Here is a 19,233-nt window from a genome sequence, read left to right as displayed (position 1 = left end):
CGCCACCCCCGGGCGATCGCCGCAGTCGCTGGGCTCATCAGCTCTCCGCCTTGACGAAGCGGACTCGACGGCCGGGGTGGAAGAGGGCTGCGGGGGTGCGGATTTGGTCGAAGATTTTGAGGGTTGTGTGGCCTAGTAGTTGCCAGCCGCCGGGGGATTCGCGGGGGTAGACGCCGCTGAACTCGCCGGCCAGGGCCACGGCGCCGGTGGGGACTTTGGTGCGGGGGGATTTGCGTCGGGGGATGTCCCAGGAGCCGGTGCCGGTCAGATAGCCGAAGCCGGGGGAGAAGCCACAGAAGGCGACCGTCCAGTCTTCGGCGGTGTGGCGTTTGATGACGTCGTCGATCGAGCAGTTGAGGTGGGCGGCGACGTCGGGGAGGTCTTCGCCGTCGTAGGTGACTGGGATCTCCAGCAGATCGCCGGCCGTCTGTGAGCCGTCGGTCGGCTGGACGGCCCACAGCGCTCGGGTCAACGAAGTCAGGTCGGTGCCGTCGGTGGTGAGGAGGACGGTTCGGGCAGCGGGGACGATGTCGATGACGCCTGCGGGTGGAGAGTCGGCGAGCGCCGCGTAGTACCCGAGAACTGCGTCGAGGCTCTCGAGTTCGACCAGTACTGCGCGGTCGCCCGCCGGAAGAATGCGCATCAGCGGCTGAACGGGGTCAACGTGACACCCGCTCCCTCCAGCGCCTTGCGGACCTGTACCGCGATCTCGACCGCGCCCGGAGTGTCGCCATGCACGCATATCGACCTCGGCGAAAGGCTCAAGGAGCCGCCCGTACTGTCCGAGATCACCCCGCCCGTCGCCATCGCAGTACAGCGCAACGCGATCTCGGCGCCATCATGCAGCACCGAGCCGGCCTCACGCCTGGACACCAAAGTGCCCGCAGGCGTGTAGGCGCGGTCTGCGAAGGCCTCATGGACCACGGTCAGCCCGGCCTCGGCGGCGAGCCGGAGCCAGGCTGACCCGGGAAGTCCGAGGACCGGCAACGACGAGTCGTAGTCGACGATCGCGCCGACCACGGCCGCCGCCTGCTCCTCGTGCGTACCGATCGTGTTGTAGAGCGCCCCGTGCGGTTTCACGTACCGGACGCGATCGCCCGCGATCCGGGCAAACGCGTCCAGCGCGCCGATCTGATAGACGACCTCGTCGCGCAGTACGGCGGGTTCGATGTCGAGGAAGCGTCGGCCGAAACCGGGCTTGTCGGCGTACCCGACGTGCGCGCCGATCGCGACGCCCCGCTCGACCGCCTGGCCGGTCACCCGGCGCATGATCGACGGGTCGCCGGCGTGGAAGCCGCAGGCGACGTTGGCGCTGGTGACGACGTCGAGCAACGCGCCGTCGTCGCCCATCGTCCACGAGCCGAAGCCCTCACCCAGATCGGCATTGAGGTCCATCAGGTCACCCCTAACTGAAGAGTTCGAACACGGGCTTCACGGACCGGACGGCCAGGTAGATGGTCAGCAACCAGGCCGCGCCGCCGAGCGCGAGGAGCCAGCGGGGATACGAGTACCCACGCAGCAGATCCTTGCGCTGCCATGCCACCCAGAGAAGCACACCGATGCCGACCGGCAGCAGCAACCCGTTGAAGGCGCCCGCGAAGACCAGCAGCTGGGTCGGAGCGGTGCCGACGGACAGGAAGATGACCGTGCTGACCGCGATGAACGCGACCACCAGGATGGTCCGGGTCTTGTCGGTCGTCTTCGTCCGCGAGGTCACGAAGGTGACGGTCGTGTACGACGCGCCGATCACGCTGGTGATCGCGGCCGCCCAGAGCACCACCCCGAAGGCCCGCAGCCCGAACTCGCCGGCCGCGTGCTGGAAGGCCGAGGCGGCCGGGTTCTTCGGGTCGAGCGCCTCGCCCCCGGCGACGACACCGAGGATCGCCAGGAAGAGCACGATCCGCATCACGCCGGTGATCAGGATGCCGGTGATCGAGCCGCGGGTGATGTCGCGGACATGCTGCGGGCCGGACACCCCGGAGTCGAGCAGCCGATGCGCTCCGGCGTACACGATGTAGCCGCCGATCGTGCCGCCGATCAGCGTGGTGATGGACAGGAACTGAACCTGGCCGGGCATCACCACGTTCTTCAGCGCCGTACCGACCGGTGGGCCGGACGTGACCGCGATGTAGGTGGTGAGCAGGATCATCAGCGTGCCGAGCACCAGGACGACCCGGTCCATCGCGAGGCCGGCACGCTTGGACAAGAAGATGCCGATGGCAATCAATGCGGAGAGCGCGCCGCCGATCTTGGGATCCAGCCCGAGCATCGCGTCCAGGCCGAGTCCGGTGCCGGACACATTGCCGATGTTGAAGACCAGGCCACCGATGAACAGCAGCGCCGCCATCACGTAGCCGAGCCCGGGAACGACCAGGTTGCCGAGCTCCTGGGCGCGCCGGCCGGAGACGCCGATCACCCGCCAGACGTTCAGCTGCAGTGCGATGTCGACCAGGATCGAGATGGCGATCGCGAACGCGAACGCGGCGCCGAGGGAGACCGTGAAGGTCGTCGTCTGGGTGATGAACCCGGGTCCGATGGCCGAGGTGGCCATCAGGAACATCGCGCCGATCAGAGTCGACTTGGTGCTCGCCTTCATCGCGGTGTCGGGCGTCTTCTTGCCGGCGGCCGGAGGCAGCTGCCGGCCGGACGAATGGCCGGTACTACGGGTCGGCTGGCGGCGGGGCGGCTTGGAGAGGGGCTTGGTCGGGGGTTTCGACATGGCGGTGGCTCCTGGGTCTTCAGAAAGCTTTCGGTCGGTCTCCTGCAGACGGTCGGTAGGTGTCTGACTGGGGTGGTGGGGCGGGGAAGGTATTGGACCGCCTTGAGTGATTTTGAGAGTAGAGATTGTTCAACAATCCTGCAAGACTCTTGTTGAATCTAAATTTCCCACCGCACCGGGGAGTGAGCGATGATGCAGAGATGTCCATCAGTCAGCGCGGTGACGACGAGGGCCGGCAGGCCTGGCTTCGGGGTGTCGCCGCGGACGTGGCCCGGCAGGATCGCAGCAGCTCCGCCGAGCGCGCGGCGGACATCCTCCGCCGCAGCATCACCGAGGGTGCGCTGCAGCCCGGCGCACAGCTCTCCGAGATCGAGCTCACCGAGGTCCTCGACGTCAGCCGCAACACCCTGCGCGAGGCCTTCCGGCTGCTCACCCACGAAGGGCTGCTGGTCTACAAGCTGCACCGCGGCGTCTTCGTGCCGGAGCTGGACGAGCAGGACGTGGTCGACCTGTACCGCCTCCGCCGCGTCCTCGAGGTCGATGTCGTCCGCGGCCTGGCGGATCGGGTCCCGGAGCTTCCCGACACACGACTCGAGCCATTGCTGGCCGAGGTCGAGACGGCCGAGGCCGCCGCGCTCACGAACCGCTGGGCAGCAGTCGGTACTGCGAACATGCAGTTCCACCGTCACCTCATCGGCCTGGCCGACAGCAGTCGCCTCGACGACATCACCGGTCGCCTGCTGGCCGAGCTCCGCTTGCTCTTCCACGTCATCGCGACGCCGCAGGAGCTGCACGAGCCGTACATCGCGCGCAACCGTGGCCTGTTCGACCTGCTCTCCGAGCACAAGTACGACGAGGCCGTCGAAGCACTCGACACGTATCTCCGTGACTCCGAGCAAGGACTGCTGGACGCCTTCAAGGCGAGGTGACGCATGCTGACCCCGGCCGACGCGCGAGCGCAGTACCGGGGTGGGCTGGTCGCGCCGACCTCGGGCCACGCGCCTGGCTTCACGCAGGCGAACCTCGTCGTACTGCCGCGCGACTGGGCGTACGACATGTTGCTGTTCGGCCAGCGCAACCCGCAGCCCGTGCCCCTGCTTGACGTCACCGATGCGGGGTCGACCAGCACGGTCTTGGCGCCGGGCGCTGACCTGCGCACCGATCTTCCGAAGTACCGGGTCTGGAGGAACGGGGAGCTGGTCGACGAGCCGGCTGACGTCGTCGATCTGTGGCGGGACGATCTGGTGAGCTTCCTGATCGGTTGCAGTTTCAGTTTCGAACGCGCGCTGCTCGACGCGGGTGTCCCGGTGCGCAACATCGAGCAGGGGCGGAACGTGTCGATGTACCGGACCGATCGCGAGTGCCGTCCGGCGGGACGGTTGAGTGGCCCGCTGGTGGTGTCGATGCGGCCCATCCCGGCGGCGTTGGTGGCGACCGCGGTACAGGTGACAGCGCGGATGCCTCGGGTGCACGGCGCGCCTGTTCACGTGGGTTCGCCCGAAGCGTTGGGCATCGCGGACCCGGGGCATCCCGACTTCGGCGACCCGGTGGATGCGGAGTCTGGTGATGTTCCTGTTTATTGGGCTTGCGGAGTCACCCCTCAAGCTGCGTTGATGGATTCCAGGCCCCCGTTCGCGATCACCCACGCCCCTGGGCACATGTTCGTGACCGACGTGCCGGATGCCGTTTATCGCGAGCCCTGATAGGGAGCAGCAGATGACCGAAGACCGGACCGAAGAGCAGCGGAAGTCCTACCGGCCGATCGACGCGGCCGGGTTCCGGGCATCGATCGCACGGGACTGGGGGCCGGTCGACCGGTCGGTGGTGTTGCCGGACGGGCTCGCCGATGCCGCGGCTGAGCACCGGCGCAAGCTGAGTGCCGCGCTGCCCGGGCGCCGGATCGCGGTCGCTGCCGGCCGGGCGCCGGTTCGGTCGAACGACACGGATTACCTGTTCCGCGCGGACAGCGACTTCGTCTGGCTCACTGGTTGTCAGGCCGAGGGCTCGGTGCTGGTCATCTCCGGTGATGGCGACGCGACGCTTTATCTGCGCGAGACGGCGGGGCCTGGCGAGGCCGACTTCTTCGCGAACGCGCGGGACGGGGAGCTGTGGATCGGGCCGGTACCTGGGTTGAAGGACTGGTCCGATGCGTTGCAGCTGCCGTGCCGGCCGATCGAGGAGTTGCCTACTGCCGTGCGCGGCGCAGTACCGGCGATGCTCACGACGTACGGCGTGGAGCCGTTGCTGGACGCGTTCGTCGGGGGTGGTGGCACGCAGGAGCTGCGGCAGGTGCTCGCCGAGTTGCGGCGGATCAAGGATGACTGGGAGCTCGATCAGCTGCGCGAGGCGGTCGCCGCGAGTGTGCAGGCGTTCGGGGATGTGGCTCGGGAGCTGCCTGAGGCCGTACGGGGTGGTGGCGAGCGTTGGCTGGAGGGCACCTTCGACCGGCGAGCCCGTACTGCGGGCAACGGGCCGGGCTATGCGTCAATCGTTGCTGCTGGCAACCATGGACCGGTGCTGCACTGGGTCCGCAACGACGGCGCCGTCCGCGAGGGCGATGTCATCCTGCTCGACGCCGGGGTGGAGACGCGCACGCTCTACACGGCTGACGTGACCCGGACCTTCCCGGTGACCGGTGAGTACACGCCGGCTCAGCGGCAGGTGCACGACCTGGTCCATAAGGCTCAGGTCGCCGCCCTGGCAGCGGTCCGCCCGGGTGCGCCGTACCGTGCCTTCCAGTACGAGGCGATGCGGGTGCTGATCGAGGGACTCCAGGATTGGGGTGTCCTCGACGTCTCGCTGGACGAGGCGCTCGGGCCGGACGGTCAACAGCACCGCCGGTACGTCGTCTGCGGCCTCGGCCACTACATCGGCCTGGACGTCCACGACTGCGACGCGGCCCGCCCCGAGACCTACTTCGCCGCCGACCTGGACGTCGGCATGGCCCTGGCTGTCGAGCCCGGCCTCTACTTCCACCCCAACGACGAAACCATCCCACCCGAACTCCGCGGCATCGGCATCCGCATCGAAGACAACGTGGTCGTCCACTCCGACCGCCTCGAAATCCTCACCGAAGCCCTCCCCATCACCACCGACGGCCTCGAAACCTGGACCCAATCCCACCTCCCAAAGTGACCTAGGTGTTGCGTACCGTGATGGCATGAAGCTGATCGGCTGGGGGATGCTGGTCGTCCTGCTCGACTTCAGGTACGGAGGCGTCGACGTTGTCGTCGACCTGGCCGGCTGGCTCATGCTGTACTTCGGGCTGCGCCGCCTCTGGCGACTCGACAACGCCTTCCGGGTGGCCTGCGGCTTCGCCTTCGTCGGCGCCGTCGCCTCCTTGCCCGAGCTGCTCCCGCTGCTGGGCGGCCGGCCCGTGTTCGGTGGCGAGATCCGGCTGGTGCTGCTGACCGTGGTCGGTGGGATGGTGATCATCCTGACCTGCACCGGATTGATGCGGGCGGCCGACAAGGCCGGGGATCGATCGTTGGAGCAGCGCGCGCGATGGTTGCGGGGTGTGGAGGCGGTCTCGGTGGTGCTGAGCCTGCTGATCGGGCAGCGGCAGGTCGTGGTGTCGGGTGGCGATCGGATCGGCGAAGTCGTCGGGTTGCTGAGCTTCTTGTCGGTCGGGCTGGCGTTCGTGGCGCTGGTGTGGTTCGTGTTGCTGGTGTTCTCGCAGAACGTGGTCAAAGCAGCGACTGTGGGTAGTCAAGCAATCACTTAAAATAATTCAGCTATGAGTGGTAACGCCGGGGCTTCCTGCACGATGTAAGGAGCGGGGGAGGGTCAATCTCGGCCTGGTGCGCGGTAGTGGGGGGCCGCGGCTGCGCACCGGCCGAGCTGGCCCCGACTGGGAACCCGGGGGGGATCCCAGGGATTTACGGCACGGGGGGATTTACATGATGAACCTGCGAGTGCGGGTAGTGCACTGTACGTGCGCCGGCGACCACCACTGGTACGCCGACATCGATGACACGGATGATCTGCAGCCCGACGATCCTTACTGGTTCGTCGACCGCTGCAGGTCACAGTCCGAAGCTCTCGAGCGCGCCTGCGCCCGACTGCTCGAGCTGTCCACCGAGGTGCTGCGCAGCGGGTCGCTGACCCGCGTACAGGAAGCGCACCTGGTCTGCGTCTGAACCAAGCAACGGTCCCCTCGCCATGCCCGGCGGGGGGACCGTCGTTTCAACTGCTCAGGCTGTCGGCGGTACTGCGGGACAGCTGGTGCCGCGGCGTGGGACGGTCAGCGAGATCAGGTAGTTGTCGATTGCTTGCCCGACGCAAGGACTCTTGGTGTAGCTGCCGTGACCCCAGCCCTGGTAGGTGAGCAGCACGCCCTGCCGGCCGAACTGGCGGGCAACGTCGGCTGCCCAGCTGTAGCCGGTGGCCGGATCGTGCAGCGCGTTCGCGAGCAGAGCGGGCGTCCGCAAACCGTGGATTCTCAAGTCCTGCTGGGGATTCGCCGCCTTCGGCAGGCCCAGGCAGTTGGTCACCGCGAGCAGCGTCGGCGGGATCTTCAGGTCCTGGTTGTTCCGGGCGAGCCGCCGTACGAGCGCCGAGAACTCGCCGTACGAACGCACCGGCAGACTGAGGTCCTGGCAAAACGGCGCGAGCGTATTCGGCGCCAACCCGGTCGGTACCGGCGGTTCACCCGTCGGTGGCTGGCTCGTCTCCAGCCGTTTCAGGGTGTCGGCGAGCGCGGCCCACTGCGGTTCGTAGAGCATCCGGAACACCCCGAAGGTCAGCGTGTACGGCGTCGCCTTGACGCTCGCCTGCCGTGGATCCGGCAACTCGCCGCGACCGGCTCGGGCGAGCAGATCCGCCCACAGTGCATGGATATCGCGGTCGTGCAGCGAACACGCGGTCGCCTCAGCACACCACTTCACGAACTCGCTGAACGAGTCCTGCGCGGTCGCCGCCTGGGCGTCGAGGAACTCGCTGGTCGTCTGGTCGCCATGGTTGAAGACACTCTCCAGGACAAGCGCGCGCAGGCGCTGCGGGTACTTCTCGGCGTACAGCTCACCCAGCAACGTCCCGTACGAACTGCCGTGGAAGCTGATCTTCGTCTCACCCAGCGCCGCGCGGATCGCGTCGACGTCGCGGACCGTCTGCAGGGTGTCGATGTGGTCGTACACCGGCCCGGTGTGGGCGCGGCAGTCCTCGGCCAGCTCGCGGTTGTAGCGGATCGTCCGGTCGAACCCGGCCCGGCTGGTGATCTGCGGCGAGGGCTGCTTGGCGAGTAGCGCGGCCGAACAGACGACGGGGTTGCTGCGGGCGATCCCACGCGGATCGAAACTGACGATGTCGAACTTGTCCTCCAGCGCATCGCTGAACCGGCTCATCCCGGTCCGGATCCGGTCGACGCCCGAGTCGCCGGGACCGCCCGGGCCGAACACGAGCGTGCCGATCGGGTCTTTAGTAGTACGCCGGGCAATGGCCAGGCCGAAGGTGGGACCGTTCGGGTCGTTCCAGTCCACGGGGACCTGCAGGGTCGCGCATTCGGAGCCGGCCACGACGTTGGGATCTTCTTTGGGTTTGACCTCGCACTGCGACCACTGCAAGGCCTTGGACTGCACGGCTGTTGCCGGTACCGCGGTCAGGCCGGCGAACATGACGCCGACGACCGCACCCCAGGTGATGAGCTTCATCCCCCGATCCTCGGTAAACGTCTTCCAGTGCACATCAGGGACGGACCCGACCCGAACCCCTGGCCGGCCTTGGGGGACTTGTTAGGGTCATTGACCTGATGACTGAGACGACGACCGCTGCAACTGCATCTGCTGATAGAGGCCCAGCCGGATCGAAGCACGCCACCGTCTTTCGGGCGGTGGCGATCGCCGAGGCGATCTCCTGGACCGGCCTGCTGATCGGCATGCTGTTCAAGTACGTGCTGTCCGACAACGAGATCGGCGTGAAGATCTTCGGCCCGGTGCACGGCACGATCTTCATCGCGTACGTGATCACGGTGCTGACGGTCCGCAAGCCGCTGCGCTGGACCGTCCCGGTCACGCTGGCCGCGCTGGCGGCCAGCATCCCGCCGCTGTTCACCTGGTTCTTCGAGCTCTGGGCGCAGCGCACCAACCGGTTGTCCTGAGTTCACCCGCTGCCGGATTGACGCGCCCGGCCGGTCCGCCGTACCGTCGCGGCGAGTACTGAAATCAGCAGCCGCATGAACCCGTGCGGGAGAGACCCGGGCCAGACCCGGGCGCCGTAGGAGCAACTCTCCCCAAGAATCTCTCAGGCACCTTCACCGTACGGGCGAGGCACCTCTGGAAGGCACACTGCCTGACAGAGCGGGGAGGCATACCAATCGGTCAATGACGACCAGGAGGCCTCCAGCATGGCGATCAGCGTGTTCGACCTGTTCAGCATCGGGATCGGCCCGTCGAGCTCCCACACCGTGGGACCGATGCGAGCCGCCCGCACCTTCGCTCTCGGCCTGGTCGCGGACGGGTTACTCGACCGTACGACCGCCGTCGAGTCGCAACTCTTCGGCTCGCTCGGCGCCACCGGTCACGGCCACGGCAGCAACAAGGCCGTCATCCTTGGCCTGGAGGGTGAGGACCCGGAGACGGTCGACACCCGTACGGTCGAGAGCCGGGTCGCCGCGATCCGCTCGGCCGGCCGGCTGCGGCTCGCCGGGCAGCGGGAGATCGTCTTCGACGAGAACAACCAGCTCATCATGCACCGGCGCAAGGCGCTGCCGTACCACCCCAACGGGATGACCTTCGTGGCCCGGGCCGCCGACGGATCCTGTTTGCGCGAGCGGACGTACTACTCGGTCGGCGGCGGCTTCGTGGTCGACGAGAACGCCGCGGCCGGCGACCGGATCGTCGCGGACCGTACTCCGCTCAAGTACCCGTTCCTGTCCGGCAACGAGCTGCTCGTCCGCTGCCAGGAGTCGGGGCTGCCGATCAGCGAGGTGATGCTCGCCAACGAGCTGGCCTGGCGGACCGAGCCCGAGATCCGCGAGGGCCTGCTGCACATCTGGCAGGTGATGCAGGACTGCGTCGAGGAGGGCTGCGAGACCGAGGGCACGCTGCCGGGCGGGCTGAAGGTGCCGCGCCGGGCCCACGCGCTGCACGCCAAGCTGAGCAGCGACAAGTACTCGGTGGACCCGCTGAAGGTGATGGACTGGGTCAACCTGTTCGCGCTCGCGGTGAACGAGCAGAACGCGTCCGGCGGGCGGATCGTCACCGCGCCGACGAATGGTGCCGCGGGCATCATTCCCGCCGTACTGCACTACTACCGGCGATTCGTGCCGGGGGCAACGGAAGACGGTGTGGTCCGGTTCCTGCTGGCCGCGGCGGCGATCGGCGTTCTGTACAAGGAGAACGCGTCCATCTCCGGGGCCGAGGTCGGCTGCCAGGGTGAGGTCGGCTCGGCCTGCTCGATGGCGGCCGCCGGGCTGTGCGAAGTACTGGGTGGAACTCCGGAGCAGGTCGAGAACGCGGCCGAGATCGCGATGGAGCACAACCTCGGCCTGACCTGCGACCCGGTCGGCGGGCTGGTTCAGATCCCGTGTATCGAGCGCAACGCGATGGCATCGATGAAGGCGATCAACGCGGCCCGGATGGCGATGCACGGCGACGGCGTGCACGTCGTCTCGCTCGACAAGGTGATCAAGACGATGCGCGAGACCGGCGCCGACATGAAGATCAAGTACAAGGAGACGTCACGAGGCGGCCTGGCCGTGAACGTGATCGAGTGCTGACGGATCCTCCACATGAGCGTTGTGCCCGAGACCTGTCAGGGTGAGCACCGGACCGCTTAACGCGGTCAGTTCGGCATCGGTGTTCATCGGGTCGAGCTCACCCCTGGCCAGTACGACGTCCGCCTGGCTCGCTGCGATCAACTCAGCCATCTTCGGAGCGCCTACTCCCCAGGTGCCCGGGTCCATGGCGAGCCGCCAGCGGCCGTCGACCTCTTTGAGCCCGTGGTCGACGGAGTTGCTCGCGGGGTCGACCAGCCCTTGCAGTCCGGAGACCTTGAGGAATCGGGCAGCCGCCTCGTCGCGACTGTCGAACCACCCGATCGGCTTCTGCGCCAACGCACCGGCCCGCCCGAGGTCATCCGCCGACCAGGTCACCTTCACCCCCAACGCAACAACCCGATCCACCTGTACGCCGTACCGCCCACTGGCCAGCTCGAGCGCAATGACCCCGCCAAGCGAATGCCCGACGACGACCACCCCACGTCGTGCCGGCAACGCGTCGGCAACAGCGGCAGCCATCGACCCGAACGTGTACTGCGGAAGCGTGGGCGCACTCCCGTGCCCCGGAAGGTCCGGCGCAACCCGCGGCTGCGCCCACCCATCCCAAACCCGACCGGTAGCTCCCAGTCCATGCAGCAACACGAGCGATGACATGCGGGCCAGGTTCTCAGAAATAGTCTGCGCTGGCGAGGAAAGATGCGGCCAAGGGGTGTTTTAAACACTCCTTTGAACGGTACGGTGCGGGTCTTGTGAGGATGCCCCGCCGAGTTGCCGTTGTTGTCGCCGTGCCGGTGGGCGTCTATGCCGTTTTGTTCCTGGTGAGTGTGCTGGGTGGGCCGCGGATCGGGGCGCCGCTGATTCCGTTGCCGGGTGGGGGTGGGCCGGAAGCGGCGGAGCCGGTTGCTGGGCCGATGAGGTCCGGGGAGCCGGGGCAGCCGCTGCCGCCGGTGCCAGTGGGGCAGACGCCACCGGTTTCGCCTCGCGAGACTGAGCTGCCGTGCCTGCCGGGGCCGGATCAGGCTTGCCGTGCGGCGAAGCCGCCGGTGGGTGGTCCGACTAAGGCGCCGACCGATGGTTCACCGGAGGAGCCGAGAGCGACCGCCGGGCCGACTTCGGGGCCGACGGGTGGTACGCGTCATCCCTTGAAGCCGGTGCCGAGTGTGGCCGAGCGGCCGCTGCCTTCGATGCCTCCGGCAACTAAAACGCCACCCCGGCCACCGGCCACCCAACCGCCTGGCACTCCTGGCACGCCTGGCATTCCGAGTACGCCGGGGCAGCCGCCGGTCACCCCGAGCGGCCCGCCGGAGCGCCCGCGCCCGACGACGATCGCGGAAGCGCTGGTCGCCCTGCTGGAAACCCTGCGTCCCTGACCCGTTGTCATGACAGGCGCGTTGCCACCTTGGCTGCCATCACCAGGGGACGATGCCGGCGTTGCGCTGGTACGTCGCCGTGGGGCCGGTCTTGTCGATGGTGGCCAGGCGGACGATGCTGGCGGCGCCTTCGGGGATGGACTGGTGGCCTCGGTGGCCGTTGAAGTCGGTGGCGGTGTAGCCGGGGTCGACCGAGTTGATCCGCATCTCCGGGTTGAGGTGGGCGTACTGGGCGGTGAGCATGTTGAGGGCGGACTTCGAGGAGCTGTAGATCGGGGTCGGGATCCAGGCGGACTCGCGGACGGTGGGATCGGTGGCCATCCCGATCGAGCCGAGACCGCTGCTCACGTTGACGACGACCGGGTTGTCGCTTGCCTTGAGCAACGGCAGGAAGGCGTGCAGGACCCGGAAGACGCCGAAGACGTTGACGTTGTAGACGGCCTGGAAGTCGTCGGCGGTCAGCTCGTCCGCGGGCCTGAACGGTCCGGAGATACCGGCGTTGTTGACCAGTACGTCGAGATGGCCGGCCTCGGCCTGGACGTGCTTGGCGGCGTTCTGGACCGACTCGTCATCCGTCACGTCCAGCTGGACGAAGCGGGCGCCCAGCTCGTCGGCCGCTTTCTGTCCACGCTCGGGGTCGCGCGCGGCGACGTACACGGTGTGGCCGAGGGCAACGAGTTGACGGGCTGTTTCGTAGCCGAGGCTCTTGTTGGCCCCGGTGATCAATGTTGTGGTCATGGCTCCAATCTCGTCGCTGGGCGGTGTTGCAGGTAGTGCACGCTTTGTCCTGGGGACTGGCAGTACCCAGGCTGTCCCGGGCGCTGCGGGGGATACTGGAGTCGTGTCTGAACTCGGCAAGACCCTGCACGCCTGGCGAGATCGCGTGACTCCCGCCGAGGCCGGCCTGCCCGCGGGTGGGCGGCGGCGGGCGCCGGGGCTCCGGCGCGAAGAGCTGGCGCTGCTCGCTGGGTTGTCGGTGGACTACATCCTCCGGCTCGAGCAGGGCCGGTCATCCGCGCCGTCGACCCAGGTGCTGACGGCGCTGGCCCGGGCGCTCCGCCTGACTGACTCAGAGCGCGACCACTTGTTCGTCCTGGCCGGTCAGACGCCACCGCGGCCCGGTGCGATCTCGACGTACATCCCGCCCGGGGTGCAGCGGCTGATCAGCCAGCTCGGAGGTGCGCCGATCTGCGTGTGCGCCGCTTCCTGGACGATGATCACCTGGAACCCGCTCTGGTCGGCACTGATCGGTGACCCGTCCGTACTACGGGGTCGCGAGCGCAACATCATCTGGCGGCACTTCATGCTGGGCGGGACCGTGGGATTCAACCGCGTCGCCCAAACCCCGGAGCAGGCCGCCGACTTCACGCGGGCGATGGTCACCGACCTGAGGGCAGCCACCGCGCGCTACCCCAACGACGGCGACCTCCGCGCCCTGATCCAGGAACTTCGCACCGGCAGCCCCAAGTTCGCCCGCATGTGGGACGACCACGTGGTCGGCTTCCACGAGTCCAACGTCAAAACGATCAACCACCCCGAACTAGGCCCGATGCAACTGGACTGCGATGTCCTCACCGCCCCCGGCAGCGACCTCCGCCTGGTCGTCTATACAGCCGCCCCCGACACCGAAGCCGCCGAAAAACTCCGCCTCCTCTCAGTCCTGGGCCTGCAAGCCCTGACTGACGAGGAGGACGAGACGCTCGATTGGCCGAACCTCGACGGGAGCGGCGAACCTGCGACCAAGGACGAGGTCCGCAAGGCAGTTGCGCGTCGCGCTGGCGAACGCTGATCCTCAACGGCCTGCCACCCGAGGTTGTTGTGGCGACCTTGAACACCAAACGGTGCCTGAGGACAAGAAATAACGTGTCCAAGCCCACCATTGCCTGTTCAAGCCCACCGTTGCCTGTTCAAGCCCACCATTGCGTGTCCGAGCCCACCGCGTCCCCCGCGAGCCCACCAGTGGTGGGCTCGGACACCTAACGGTGACCTTGAACAGGGCACAGCATGTTCAAGCCCAACGTTTGGTGTTCAAGCCCGCCACGGAGGGCTCGCTCAGGGGGCGGTGTTGAGGATGGTTTGGGCTACTAGGGCTGGGGCGTCGTTCATGGGGACGTGGCCGCAGGCGTAGAGGGGGATCATTCGGGCCTGGGGGAGTTGGAGGTGGGCTCGGGCGGCTTGGCGGGGGAGGAGGATTCGGTCGTGGGTGCCCCAGGCGATGGTGACTGGGATGTCCGGTACGTCGCCTTCGAAGGTGGTGCCGGATTTGGCCAGGCGGGCTACTCGGTCGAAGGCTGGGGCGGTGCGCATGGCGAAGGTTTCGGCGACCACGGCTTCGGGGCTGCGTTGGGCCGGGCGGTTGTAGATCATGCCTGTCATCACGCGCCGGCCGGCCGTAGTACGGGCCATTCTGCGGATGGTCGCGTCGGGGGTGCGTTGAGCCACGCGGCGCATGTTGGTCAGGACGTTGAGGGCCCAGGAACGTTCGCGAGGAGTCCAGAAGCCGGCCGGGGACAGTGCCGTGACGGAGCGGACCGAGCCGAGTTGGCCGAGGCGGAGGGCGACCAGGCCACCCATCGAGTTGCCCGCTACGTCGGGTTTGCCGAGGTCGAGCGCAGTACAGAACGCCTCGACCGCGTGGGCGAAGGAGTCGACCTCGTCGGGGATGCCGGCCGGTACGTCGGGAGACTCGCCGAAACCCGGGAAGTCCAGCGCGATCACGTCCCGCGACTCGGCCAGCTGCTCGATCACCGGGTCCCACGCCTGCCGGTGGTGGCCGATGCCGTGCAGGAGCACCAGCGGCGGGCCGGCGCCCTTGCGGTCGTACGCGATCTCCACCCCGGGAACACCGGCCACGGTCACGGTCGCAGTAGCGCTCATGAACTCATGGTGACCCCGGGGTGGATCGCTGTCATCGTGACATGGCCGATGTCACATAGCTGAGAAGATCTAGTACGGGTCGACCTCACTCGACGACGCGTTGCCCAGCACCGAGGCCTGCAGCTGGACCTCCCAGCCCTGGTTCTTGCTGAACGGCTGGTCGAACTTCTTGAACGAGCAGTCGGAGCTGAACTGGCGCCGCTTCGGGTTCCAGTCCTTGCCGCTCTTCACGTACAGCTGGTACCCGCCGCCGATCCGGTAGACGGTCGCGGTCTTCTTCGCTTGGACGTACAGCATGATGTGCGGCTTGCTCGGCGCCTTGCCGGTGGTGACGATCGAGACCGCCACATCGGTGGACGACCCGTTCTTGACCCGCAGCGCGCCGGAGCCGCCCTTGCCGCTGCGGACGATGACGTCACCGTTCGACGGGCGGTTGTCGGTCGGCTCCGGGCCGAGGTCGGGCAGCGTCCGGCCGAAGATCAGCCCGATGGACCGCAGTTGCACGGCCGCGGGCGACAGCGTCGCGGTGAGTTGGCGCTGGATTGCCTGCGAGACGTACGCGAGCCCGCCGCAGCCGATGTCGCTGGTGTCGCCGTTCGACAGCGAGGTGGCCGCGTTCTTCAACCGCAGTTGCAGGACCCGGTTCGCGGCGACTGCGCGGGCCGGTGGCTTGATCGATCCCACCTTGAGCGATTCGGCGTTCAGCGTCTGGGTGAGGTTCTGCATCGCGGTATCGAGGCTGTCCTCGGTCTTCACCCGGCCCAGCGCGTTGATGTCGTTGGCCAGCCGCTTGTCGATCCCGAGCAGCTCACCCTGGTACTGCACCTGCGTCAACGGCCCGGCCGGCTTCGGCGGCGCGGTCGAGACCGGTGCCGAAGTGGGCGCCGACGTCGGTGCGGTCGTCGGTTCGGTGGACGACGTACTGGTCGTCGGGTCGACGCTCGCCAGCGTCTTCGCACCGTCGTCCGAACCGCCGCATCCTGCCGCCAGCGCCAGCGCGGCGATGCCGGCGGAAATGGACAGAGTTCTGCGCATGAATGCCCCCAGGTCCTCGATGTTCCCCTTGTCAGCAAACCCTAAGTGGCAAAGGGATTCCCCGCGAGCCCAGCGGCCCCTTTAGGTCAGCAATAGAGCAGGTCAGACGTAAGAACGCGAGGACCGGTTCCACTTCAGTTGCGCGGAGTGGGCCGGACGAACGGGAAGGCGAGGGTGGCGCGGATGTTCTGGCCGGTCAGCATCATCATCACCCGGTCGACGCCGATGCCGAGCCCGCCGGTCGGGGGCATCGCGTACTCGAGCGCGCTGAGGAAGTCCTCGTCCAGCGACATCGCCTCGGGGTCACCCGCGGCCGCCTTGAGGGACTGCTCGGTGAGCCGCCGCCGTTGCTCGACCGGGTCGACGAGCTCGGAGTACGCCGTACCGATCTCTGCACCGAAGGCGACCAGGTCCCAGCGCTCGGCCAGCCGCGGGTCGTTGCGATGGGTGCGGGTCAACGGCGACGTCTCGAGCGGGAAGTCGGTGTAGAAGGTCGGCAGGGTCGTCGTCGGCTCGACCAGTTCGTCGTACAGCTCGAGCACGAGTTCGCCTGCGGACATGTCGAAACCGACATGCACGCCATGCTCCGCGCACAGCTCACGCAAACGCTCGATCGGGGTGGATGAATCGACCGGTACACCGGTCGCGCGACCGACCGCGTCGTGCACGGTGATCACCGGCCAGTCGCCGGAGATGTCGACCTCGCCGTCGGGCCGTTGCACCACCGGCTTGCCGAACACCGCCGTCGCGGCCTCGATCAGCAGTTCACGGGTCAACTCGCGCATCACGTTGTAGTCGGCGTACGGCTGGTAGGCCTCGACCGAGGTGAACTCGGGGTTGTGCGTGGCGTCCGCGCCCTCGTTGCGGAAGTTGCGGTTGAGCTCGAAGATCTTGCCCATCCCGCCGACGCTGAGCCGCTTGAGGAACAGCTCGGGCGCGATCCGCAGGAACAGGTCGGTGTCGTACGCGTTGATGTGCGTGACGAACGGCCGCGCGTTGGCGCCACCGTGCACCGCCTGCAGCATCGGCGTCTCGACCTCGATGAAGCCGCGGGTCTCGAACCCGTTCCGCAACGCCCGGACCGCCGTACTGCGCTGCTGCATCATCTGCAGCGAGTCGGGGTTCATCACCAGGTCGAGGTGCCGTTGCCGCACCCGCGCCTCCGGGTCGGTGAAGCCCTTTCGCTTGTCGGGCAGGGGATGCAGGCACTTGGCCGCCATCAACCACTCGGTCGCGGCGATCGACAACTCGCCCCGGCGGCTGGTGACGACCTCACCGGTGACGCTGACGTGGTCACCGATGTCGACCAGGCGCCGCCAGTTCTCGACCGACTCCGCGCCGGCCGCGCCGCTCGACAGCATCACCTGCAGGCTGGACAGACCGTCCTGCAACAAGGCGAACGACATTGCGCCATGGTCGCGCATCCGCAGCACCCGGCCGGTGATCGAGACCTCGTGACCGGTGTGGTGGTCGGGCGGCAGGTTCTGGTGCAGCGCCCGGATCCGTTCCAGCGTCTCGGTTCGCGGCACCGTGACCGGGTACGGTTCGATGCCCTTGGCAACGAGTTTGGCGAGCTTGGCACGCCGGATCTGCTCCTGCTCGGTGAGCTTGCGATCCGGCAGTACCGGCCGCAGCAGCTCTCGCTCCTGCTCCCGTACGGCGGCCGCGAACTGCCCGCCGTCGGCAGCCATGATCGCGTGCCGCTCGGCGGTCTCGGCGCTGTCGACCCGGGTCCACGGCCGGGGTGCGGGCAGGAAGCCTTCCGCAGTACCAGCGGCCAGCAGTACTTGGGCGAGCGAGGCGCCACGCGAGTAGCAGATCAGCCGCGGTGACCAGCGCGGCAGATACTTCTCGTTGGACTGGTACAGGCTCTCCAGCTGCCAGAACCTCGACGCGGCGGTCAGTAAGGCGTTGGTGAGCCTCAGCACCGGCCCGGCGCCGACGCGCTCGGCGTCGCTGAAGATCTCCCGGAACATCGCGAAGTTCAGCGAGATGTGGTGCACGCCCAGATCGCCACAGGCCTCGACCAGGGCGTTGACCATGAACTCCATCAGGCCGTTCACGGACTCGGGATCGCGCCGCATCAGGTCCAGCGACACCCCGCGCAGTCCCCAGGGAGCGAACGAGAGCAGACCCCGGACCGCACCGTCGGAGTCGCGCGCGACGACCATCACGCAGCGGGCGTCGGCGGGATCGCCGAGCCGCCCGAGCGCCATCGAGAAACCCCGCTCGGTCTGCGCGCCACGCCACTTCTCGGCGAGCTTCACGTACTCCGCGAGTGCCTCGGGGGAAAGGTCGCCATGACGCCGCACCTCGGCGTGGTAGCCGGCCCGCTGTGCCCGGGTGACCGCCTGGCGGACCGGGCGCATCGTCCGGCCCTCGAGTGTGAAGTCCGCGACGTCGATGATCGCCTCGTCGCCCATCGCGAGCGCGCGCAGACCGGCGTCGACATACGCGTGCGCGGCCTCCTCGCTCGCAGACAGCACGGCAGGGGACCAGCCGTAGTTCTGGGCTTCGGCCAGCCAGCGCTGGATCGCGCCGGGCCAGGCCGCTGGATCGCCGATCGGGTCGCCGCTGGCGAGACTGACGCCGTTGACGACGCGGTAGGCGATCGCTGCCTGGTTGTCGGGCGCGAAGACGACGGCCTTGTCCCGCCGGGTGGCGAAGTAGCCGAGCGAGTCGCGTTCGCCGTACTCGAGCAACAGCCGGCGTACCTGCAGCTCCTCGGCCTGGCTGAGGTAGCGGACCCGGCGTACCGACCGGAGAAAGATTGCGAAGGCGAACACCAGCGAGGCCGCGGAGATCGCGCCGACGGTCAGGCCGACCCAGCCGTGGCCCTCGTGCCCCTCGCCCATCTTGCTGCGGCTCTGGCCGAGGGCGGCGATCACCGCCCAGCCGACCTTCTCCCGCTGGCCGGTCAGCGTCCGGGGGAAGGCCTGGGTCAGCATGATGCTGACCGTGATCGAGATCAGCAGGCCACCGATCAGCGCGCCGACCGCGAGCCGGCGGGTACCGGGCGCGAGCCGGGCCGGGAAGGCGGCGCGGATCTTCCACAGCAGCAGCACCAGCGCGGCCACCACGATCACCTGGACGATGGCCAGCTCGAGGTCCTGCGGCTTGGCCTCGCCGAACTCGTTGATCAGGTCCTGGTCCCGCGGATTCGCCAGCCGGACGCTGGCCAGCCCCACCGCTGCGACCGCGGTGAGCAGCCACAGCGCCTCGAAGACCCACAGGACCCAGAGCAGCGCCGCGCGCTTGCCACGCAACAGCGCGCTGCCGACGACGGCGAGGTAGACGGCCGAGAAGAACGTGTGGCCGGCGGGGATGCCGAAGAAGTCGAAGGCCTGGTCGACCCGTTTCACATAGGCGGGCGCGAACAGGTGCAACGGGATCGCGAGGAACGACCAGATCGAGGCGAACACGACGACCCGCCCGACCCAGACGGCCGCGCGCTGTTGCCACTGCGGGATGACACGTTCCGACGACACCCAGCGATCATCCCATCCTCCGGTGTTGAC

The 19,233-nt window shown here is 67.9% G+C and carries 18 protein-coding genes and 1 riboswitch; of the genes, 9 read left to right on the top strand and 9 right to left on the bottom strand.

Annotated elements, in window-relative coordinates; translation table 11 throughout:
* Positions 1-37: 37 nt before the first annotated feature.
* Genes OHA70_RS08295 through OHA70_RS08285 form a run of 3 tightly spaced genes read right to left on the bottom strand, consistent with a single transcriptional unit; the run spans position 38 to position 2,719 of the window.
* A complete protein-coding gene (locus OHA70_RS08295) occupies positions 38-643 on the bottom strand; it encodes a 5-oxoprolinase subunit B family protein (RefSeq protein WP_328330276.1) in 606 nt (201 codons plus the stop codon).
* Positions 643-1,395 carry a LamB/YcsF family protein gene (locus OHA70_RS08290; RefSeq protein WP_328330274.1) on the bottom strand — a complete coding sequence of 251 codons (753 nt, stop codon included), beginning with the start codon at positions 1,393-1,395 and terminating at the stop codon, positions 643-645. The genes OHA70_RS08295 and OHA70_RS08290 overlap by 1 nt, the downstream gene beginning before the upstream one ends.
* Positions 1,396-1,405: 10 nt before the next feature.
* On the bottom strand, positions 1,406-2,719 hold the full coding sequence (locus tag OHA70_RS08285; RefSeq protein ID WP_328330272.1) for an NRAMP family divalent metal transporter: 1,314 nt from the start codon (positions 2,717-2,719) through the stop codon (positions 1,406-1,408).
* Between the two features lie 200 nt (positions 2,720-2,919).
* Here OHA70_RS08285 and OHA70_RS08280 point away from each other — a divergent pair, with 200 nt between their 5' ends.
* The 5 genes from OHA70_RS08280 (at position 2,920) to OHA70_RS08260 (ending at position 6,858) form a co-directional block, all read left to right on the top strand.
* A complete protein-coding gene (locus OHA70_RS08280; RefSeq protein ID WP_328330270.1) occupies positions 2,920-3,648 on the top strand; it encodes a GntR family transcriptional regulator in 729 nt (242 codons plus the stop codon).
* Between the two features lie 3 nt (positions 3,649-3,651).
* On the top strand, positions 3,652-4,422 hold the full coding sequence (locus tag OHA70_RS08275) for a putative hydro-lyase (protein ID WP_328330268.1): 771 nt from the start codon (positions 3,652-3,654) through the stop codon (positions 4,420-4,422).
* Between the two features lie 13 nt (positions 4,423-4,435).
* Positions 4,436-5,854: an aminopeptidase P family protein gene (locus OHA70_RS08270; protein WP_328330266.1), complete on the top strand. Its 1,419-nt coding sequence runs from the start codon at positions 4,436-4,438 to the stop codon at positions 5,852-5,854.
* 25 nt (positions 5,855-5,879) lie between these two features.
* Positions 5,880-6,443 carry a hypothetical protein gene (locus OHA70_RS08265; RefSeq protein WP_328330264.1) on the top strand — a complete coding sequence of 188 codons (564 nt, stop codon included), beginning with the start codon at positions 5,880-5,882 and terminating at the stop codon, positions 6,441-6,443.
* A gap of 178 nt (positions 6,444-6,621) precedes the next feature.
* On the top strand, positions 6,622-6,858 hold the full coding sequence (locus OHA70_RS08260; RefSeq protein ID WP_328330262.1) for a hypothetical protein: 237 nt from the start codon (positions 6,622-6,624) through the stop codon (positions 6,856-6,858).
* 54 nt (positions 6,859-6,912) lie between these two features.
* Here the strand turns inward: OHA70_RS08260 and OHA70_RS08255 are convergent, their stop codons facing one another.
* Complete coding sequence (locus OHA70_RS08255; RefSeq protein ID WP_328330260.1) at positions 6,913-8,367, bottom strand: alpha/beta hydrolase; 1,455 nt, start codon at positions 8,365-8,367, stop codon at positions 6,913-6,915.
* A 98-nt stretch (positions 8,368-8,465) separates the two neighbouring features.
* Here OHA70_RS08255 and OHA70_RS08250 point away from each other — a divergent pair, with 98 nt between their 5' ends.
* On the top strand, positions 8,466-8,813 hold the full coding sequence (locus OHA70_RS08250; protein WP_328330258.1) for a DUF3817 domain-containing protein: 348 nt from the start codon (positions 8,466-8,468) through the stop codon (positions 8,811-8,813).
* Between the two features lie 76 nt (positions 8,814-8,889).
* Positions 8,890-8,982, top strand: a riboswitch (glycine riboswitch).
* 77 nt (positions 8,983-9,059) lie between these two features.
* Positions 9,060-10,433 carry an L-serine ammonia-lyase gene (locus OHA70_RS08245; protein WP_328330256.1) on the top strand — a complete coding sequence of 458 codons (1,374 nt, stop codon included), beginning with the start codon at positions 9,060-9,062 and terminating at the stop codon, positions 10,431-10,433.
* On the opposite strand, the gene OHA70_RS08240 is transcribed toward OHA70_RS08245, so the two are convergent.
* Positions 10,395-11,087 carry an alpha/beta fold hydrolase gene (locus OHA70_RS08240; RefSeq protein WP_328330254.1) on the bottom strand — a complete coding sequence of 231 codons (693 nt, stop codon included), beginning with the start codon at positions 11,085-11,087 and terminating at the stop codon, positions 10,395-10,397. The two genes, OHA70_RS08245 and OHA70_RS08240, sit on opposite strands and share 39 nt — an antisense overlap.
* Before the next feature lie 101 nt (positions 11,088-11,188).
* Here OHA70_RS08240 and OHA70_RS08235 point away from each other — a divergent pair, with 101 nt between their 5' ends.
* The gene (locus OHA70_RS08235) at positions 11,189-11,803 is read left to right on the top strand and encodes a hypothetical protein (protein ID WP_328330252.1); all 615 of its coding nucleotides are present in this window, start codon (positions 11,189-11,191) and stop codon (positions 11,801-11,803) included.
* 39 nt (positions 11,804-11,842) lie between these two features.
* On the opposite strand, the gene OHA70_RS08230 is transcribed toward OHA70_RS08235, so the two are convergent.
* Entirely contained in the window at positions 11,843-12,541 is a 699-nt protein-coding gene (locus tag OHA70_RS08230; protein ID WP_328330250.1) for an SDR family NAD(P)-dependent oxidoreductase, read from the bottom strand.
* 103 nt (positions 12,542-12,644) lie between these two features.
* On the opposite strand from OHA70_RS08230, the gene OHA70_RS08225 reads away from it, so the two are divergent.
* A complete protein-coding gene (locus tag OHA70_RS08225; RefSeq protein WP_328330248.1) occupies positions 12,645-13,592 on the top strand; it encodes a helix-turn-helix transcriptional regulator in 948 nt (315 codons plus the stop codon).
* A 263-nt stretch (positions 13,593-13,855) separates the two neighbouring features.
* Here OHA70_RS08225 and OHA70_RS08220 read toward each other — a convergent pair whose 3' ends face one another.
* The 3 genes from OHA70_RS08220 to lysX all read right to left on the bottom strand — a co-directional run bounded on the left by OHA70_RS08220 (position 13,856) and on the right by lysX (position 19,203).
* Positions 13,856-14,680 (bottom strand): alpha/beta fold hydrolase, encoded by an 825-nt coding sequence (locus tag OHA70_RS08220; protein ID WP_328330246.1) that lies wholly within the window; start codon positions 14,678-14,680, stop codon positions 13,856-13,858.
* 69 nt (positions 14,681-14,749) lie between these two features.
* The gene (locus OHA70_RS08215; protein ID WP_328330244.1) at positions 14,750-15,715 is read right to left on the bottom strand and encodes a hypothetical protein; all 966 of its coding nucleotides are present in this window, start codon (positions 15,713-15,715) and stop codon (positions 14,750-14,752) included.
* Positions 15,716-15,849: 134 nt separating this feature from the next.
* Entirely contained in the window at positions 15,850-19,203 is a 3,354-nt protein-coding gene (gene lysX, locus OHA70_RS08210) for a bifunctional lysylphosphatidylglycerol synthetase/lysine--tRNA ligase LysX (RefSeq protein ID WP_328330242.1), read from the bottom strand.
* Positions 19,204-19,233: the final 30 nt, after the last annotated feature.

Origin of the sequence: Kribbella sp. NBC_00382 (assembly GCF_036067295.1) — a bacterium.
In the GTDB taxonomy this organism is placed as follows: domain Bacteria; phylum Actinomycetota; class Actinomycetes; order Propionibacteriales; family Kribbellaceae; genus Kribbella.
The sequence above is the reverse complement of the archived record's forward strand: the minus strand, read 5'-3'. Positions and strand labels throughout refer to the sequence as shown.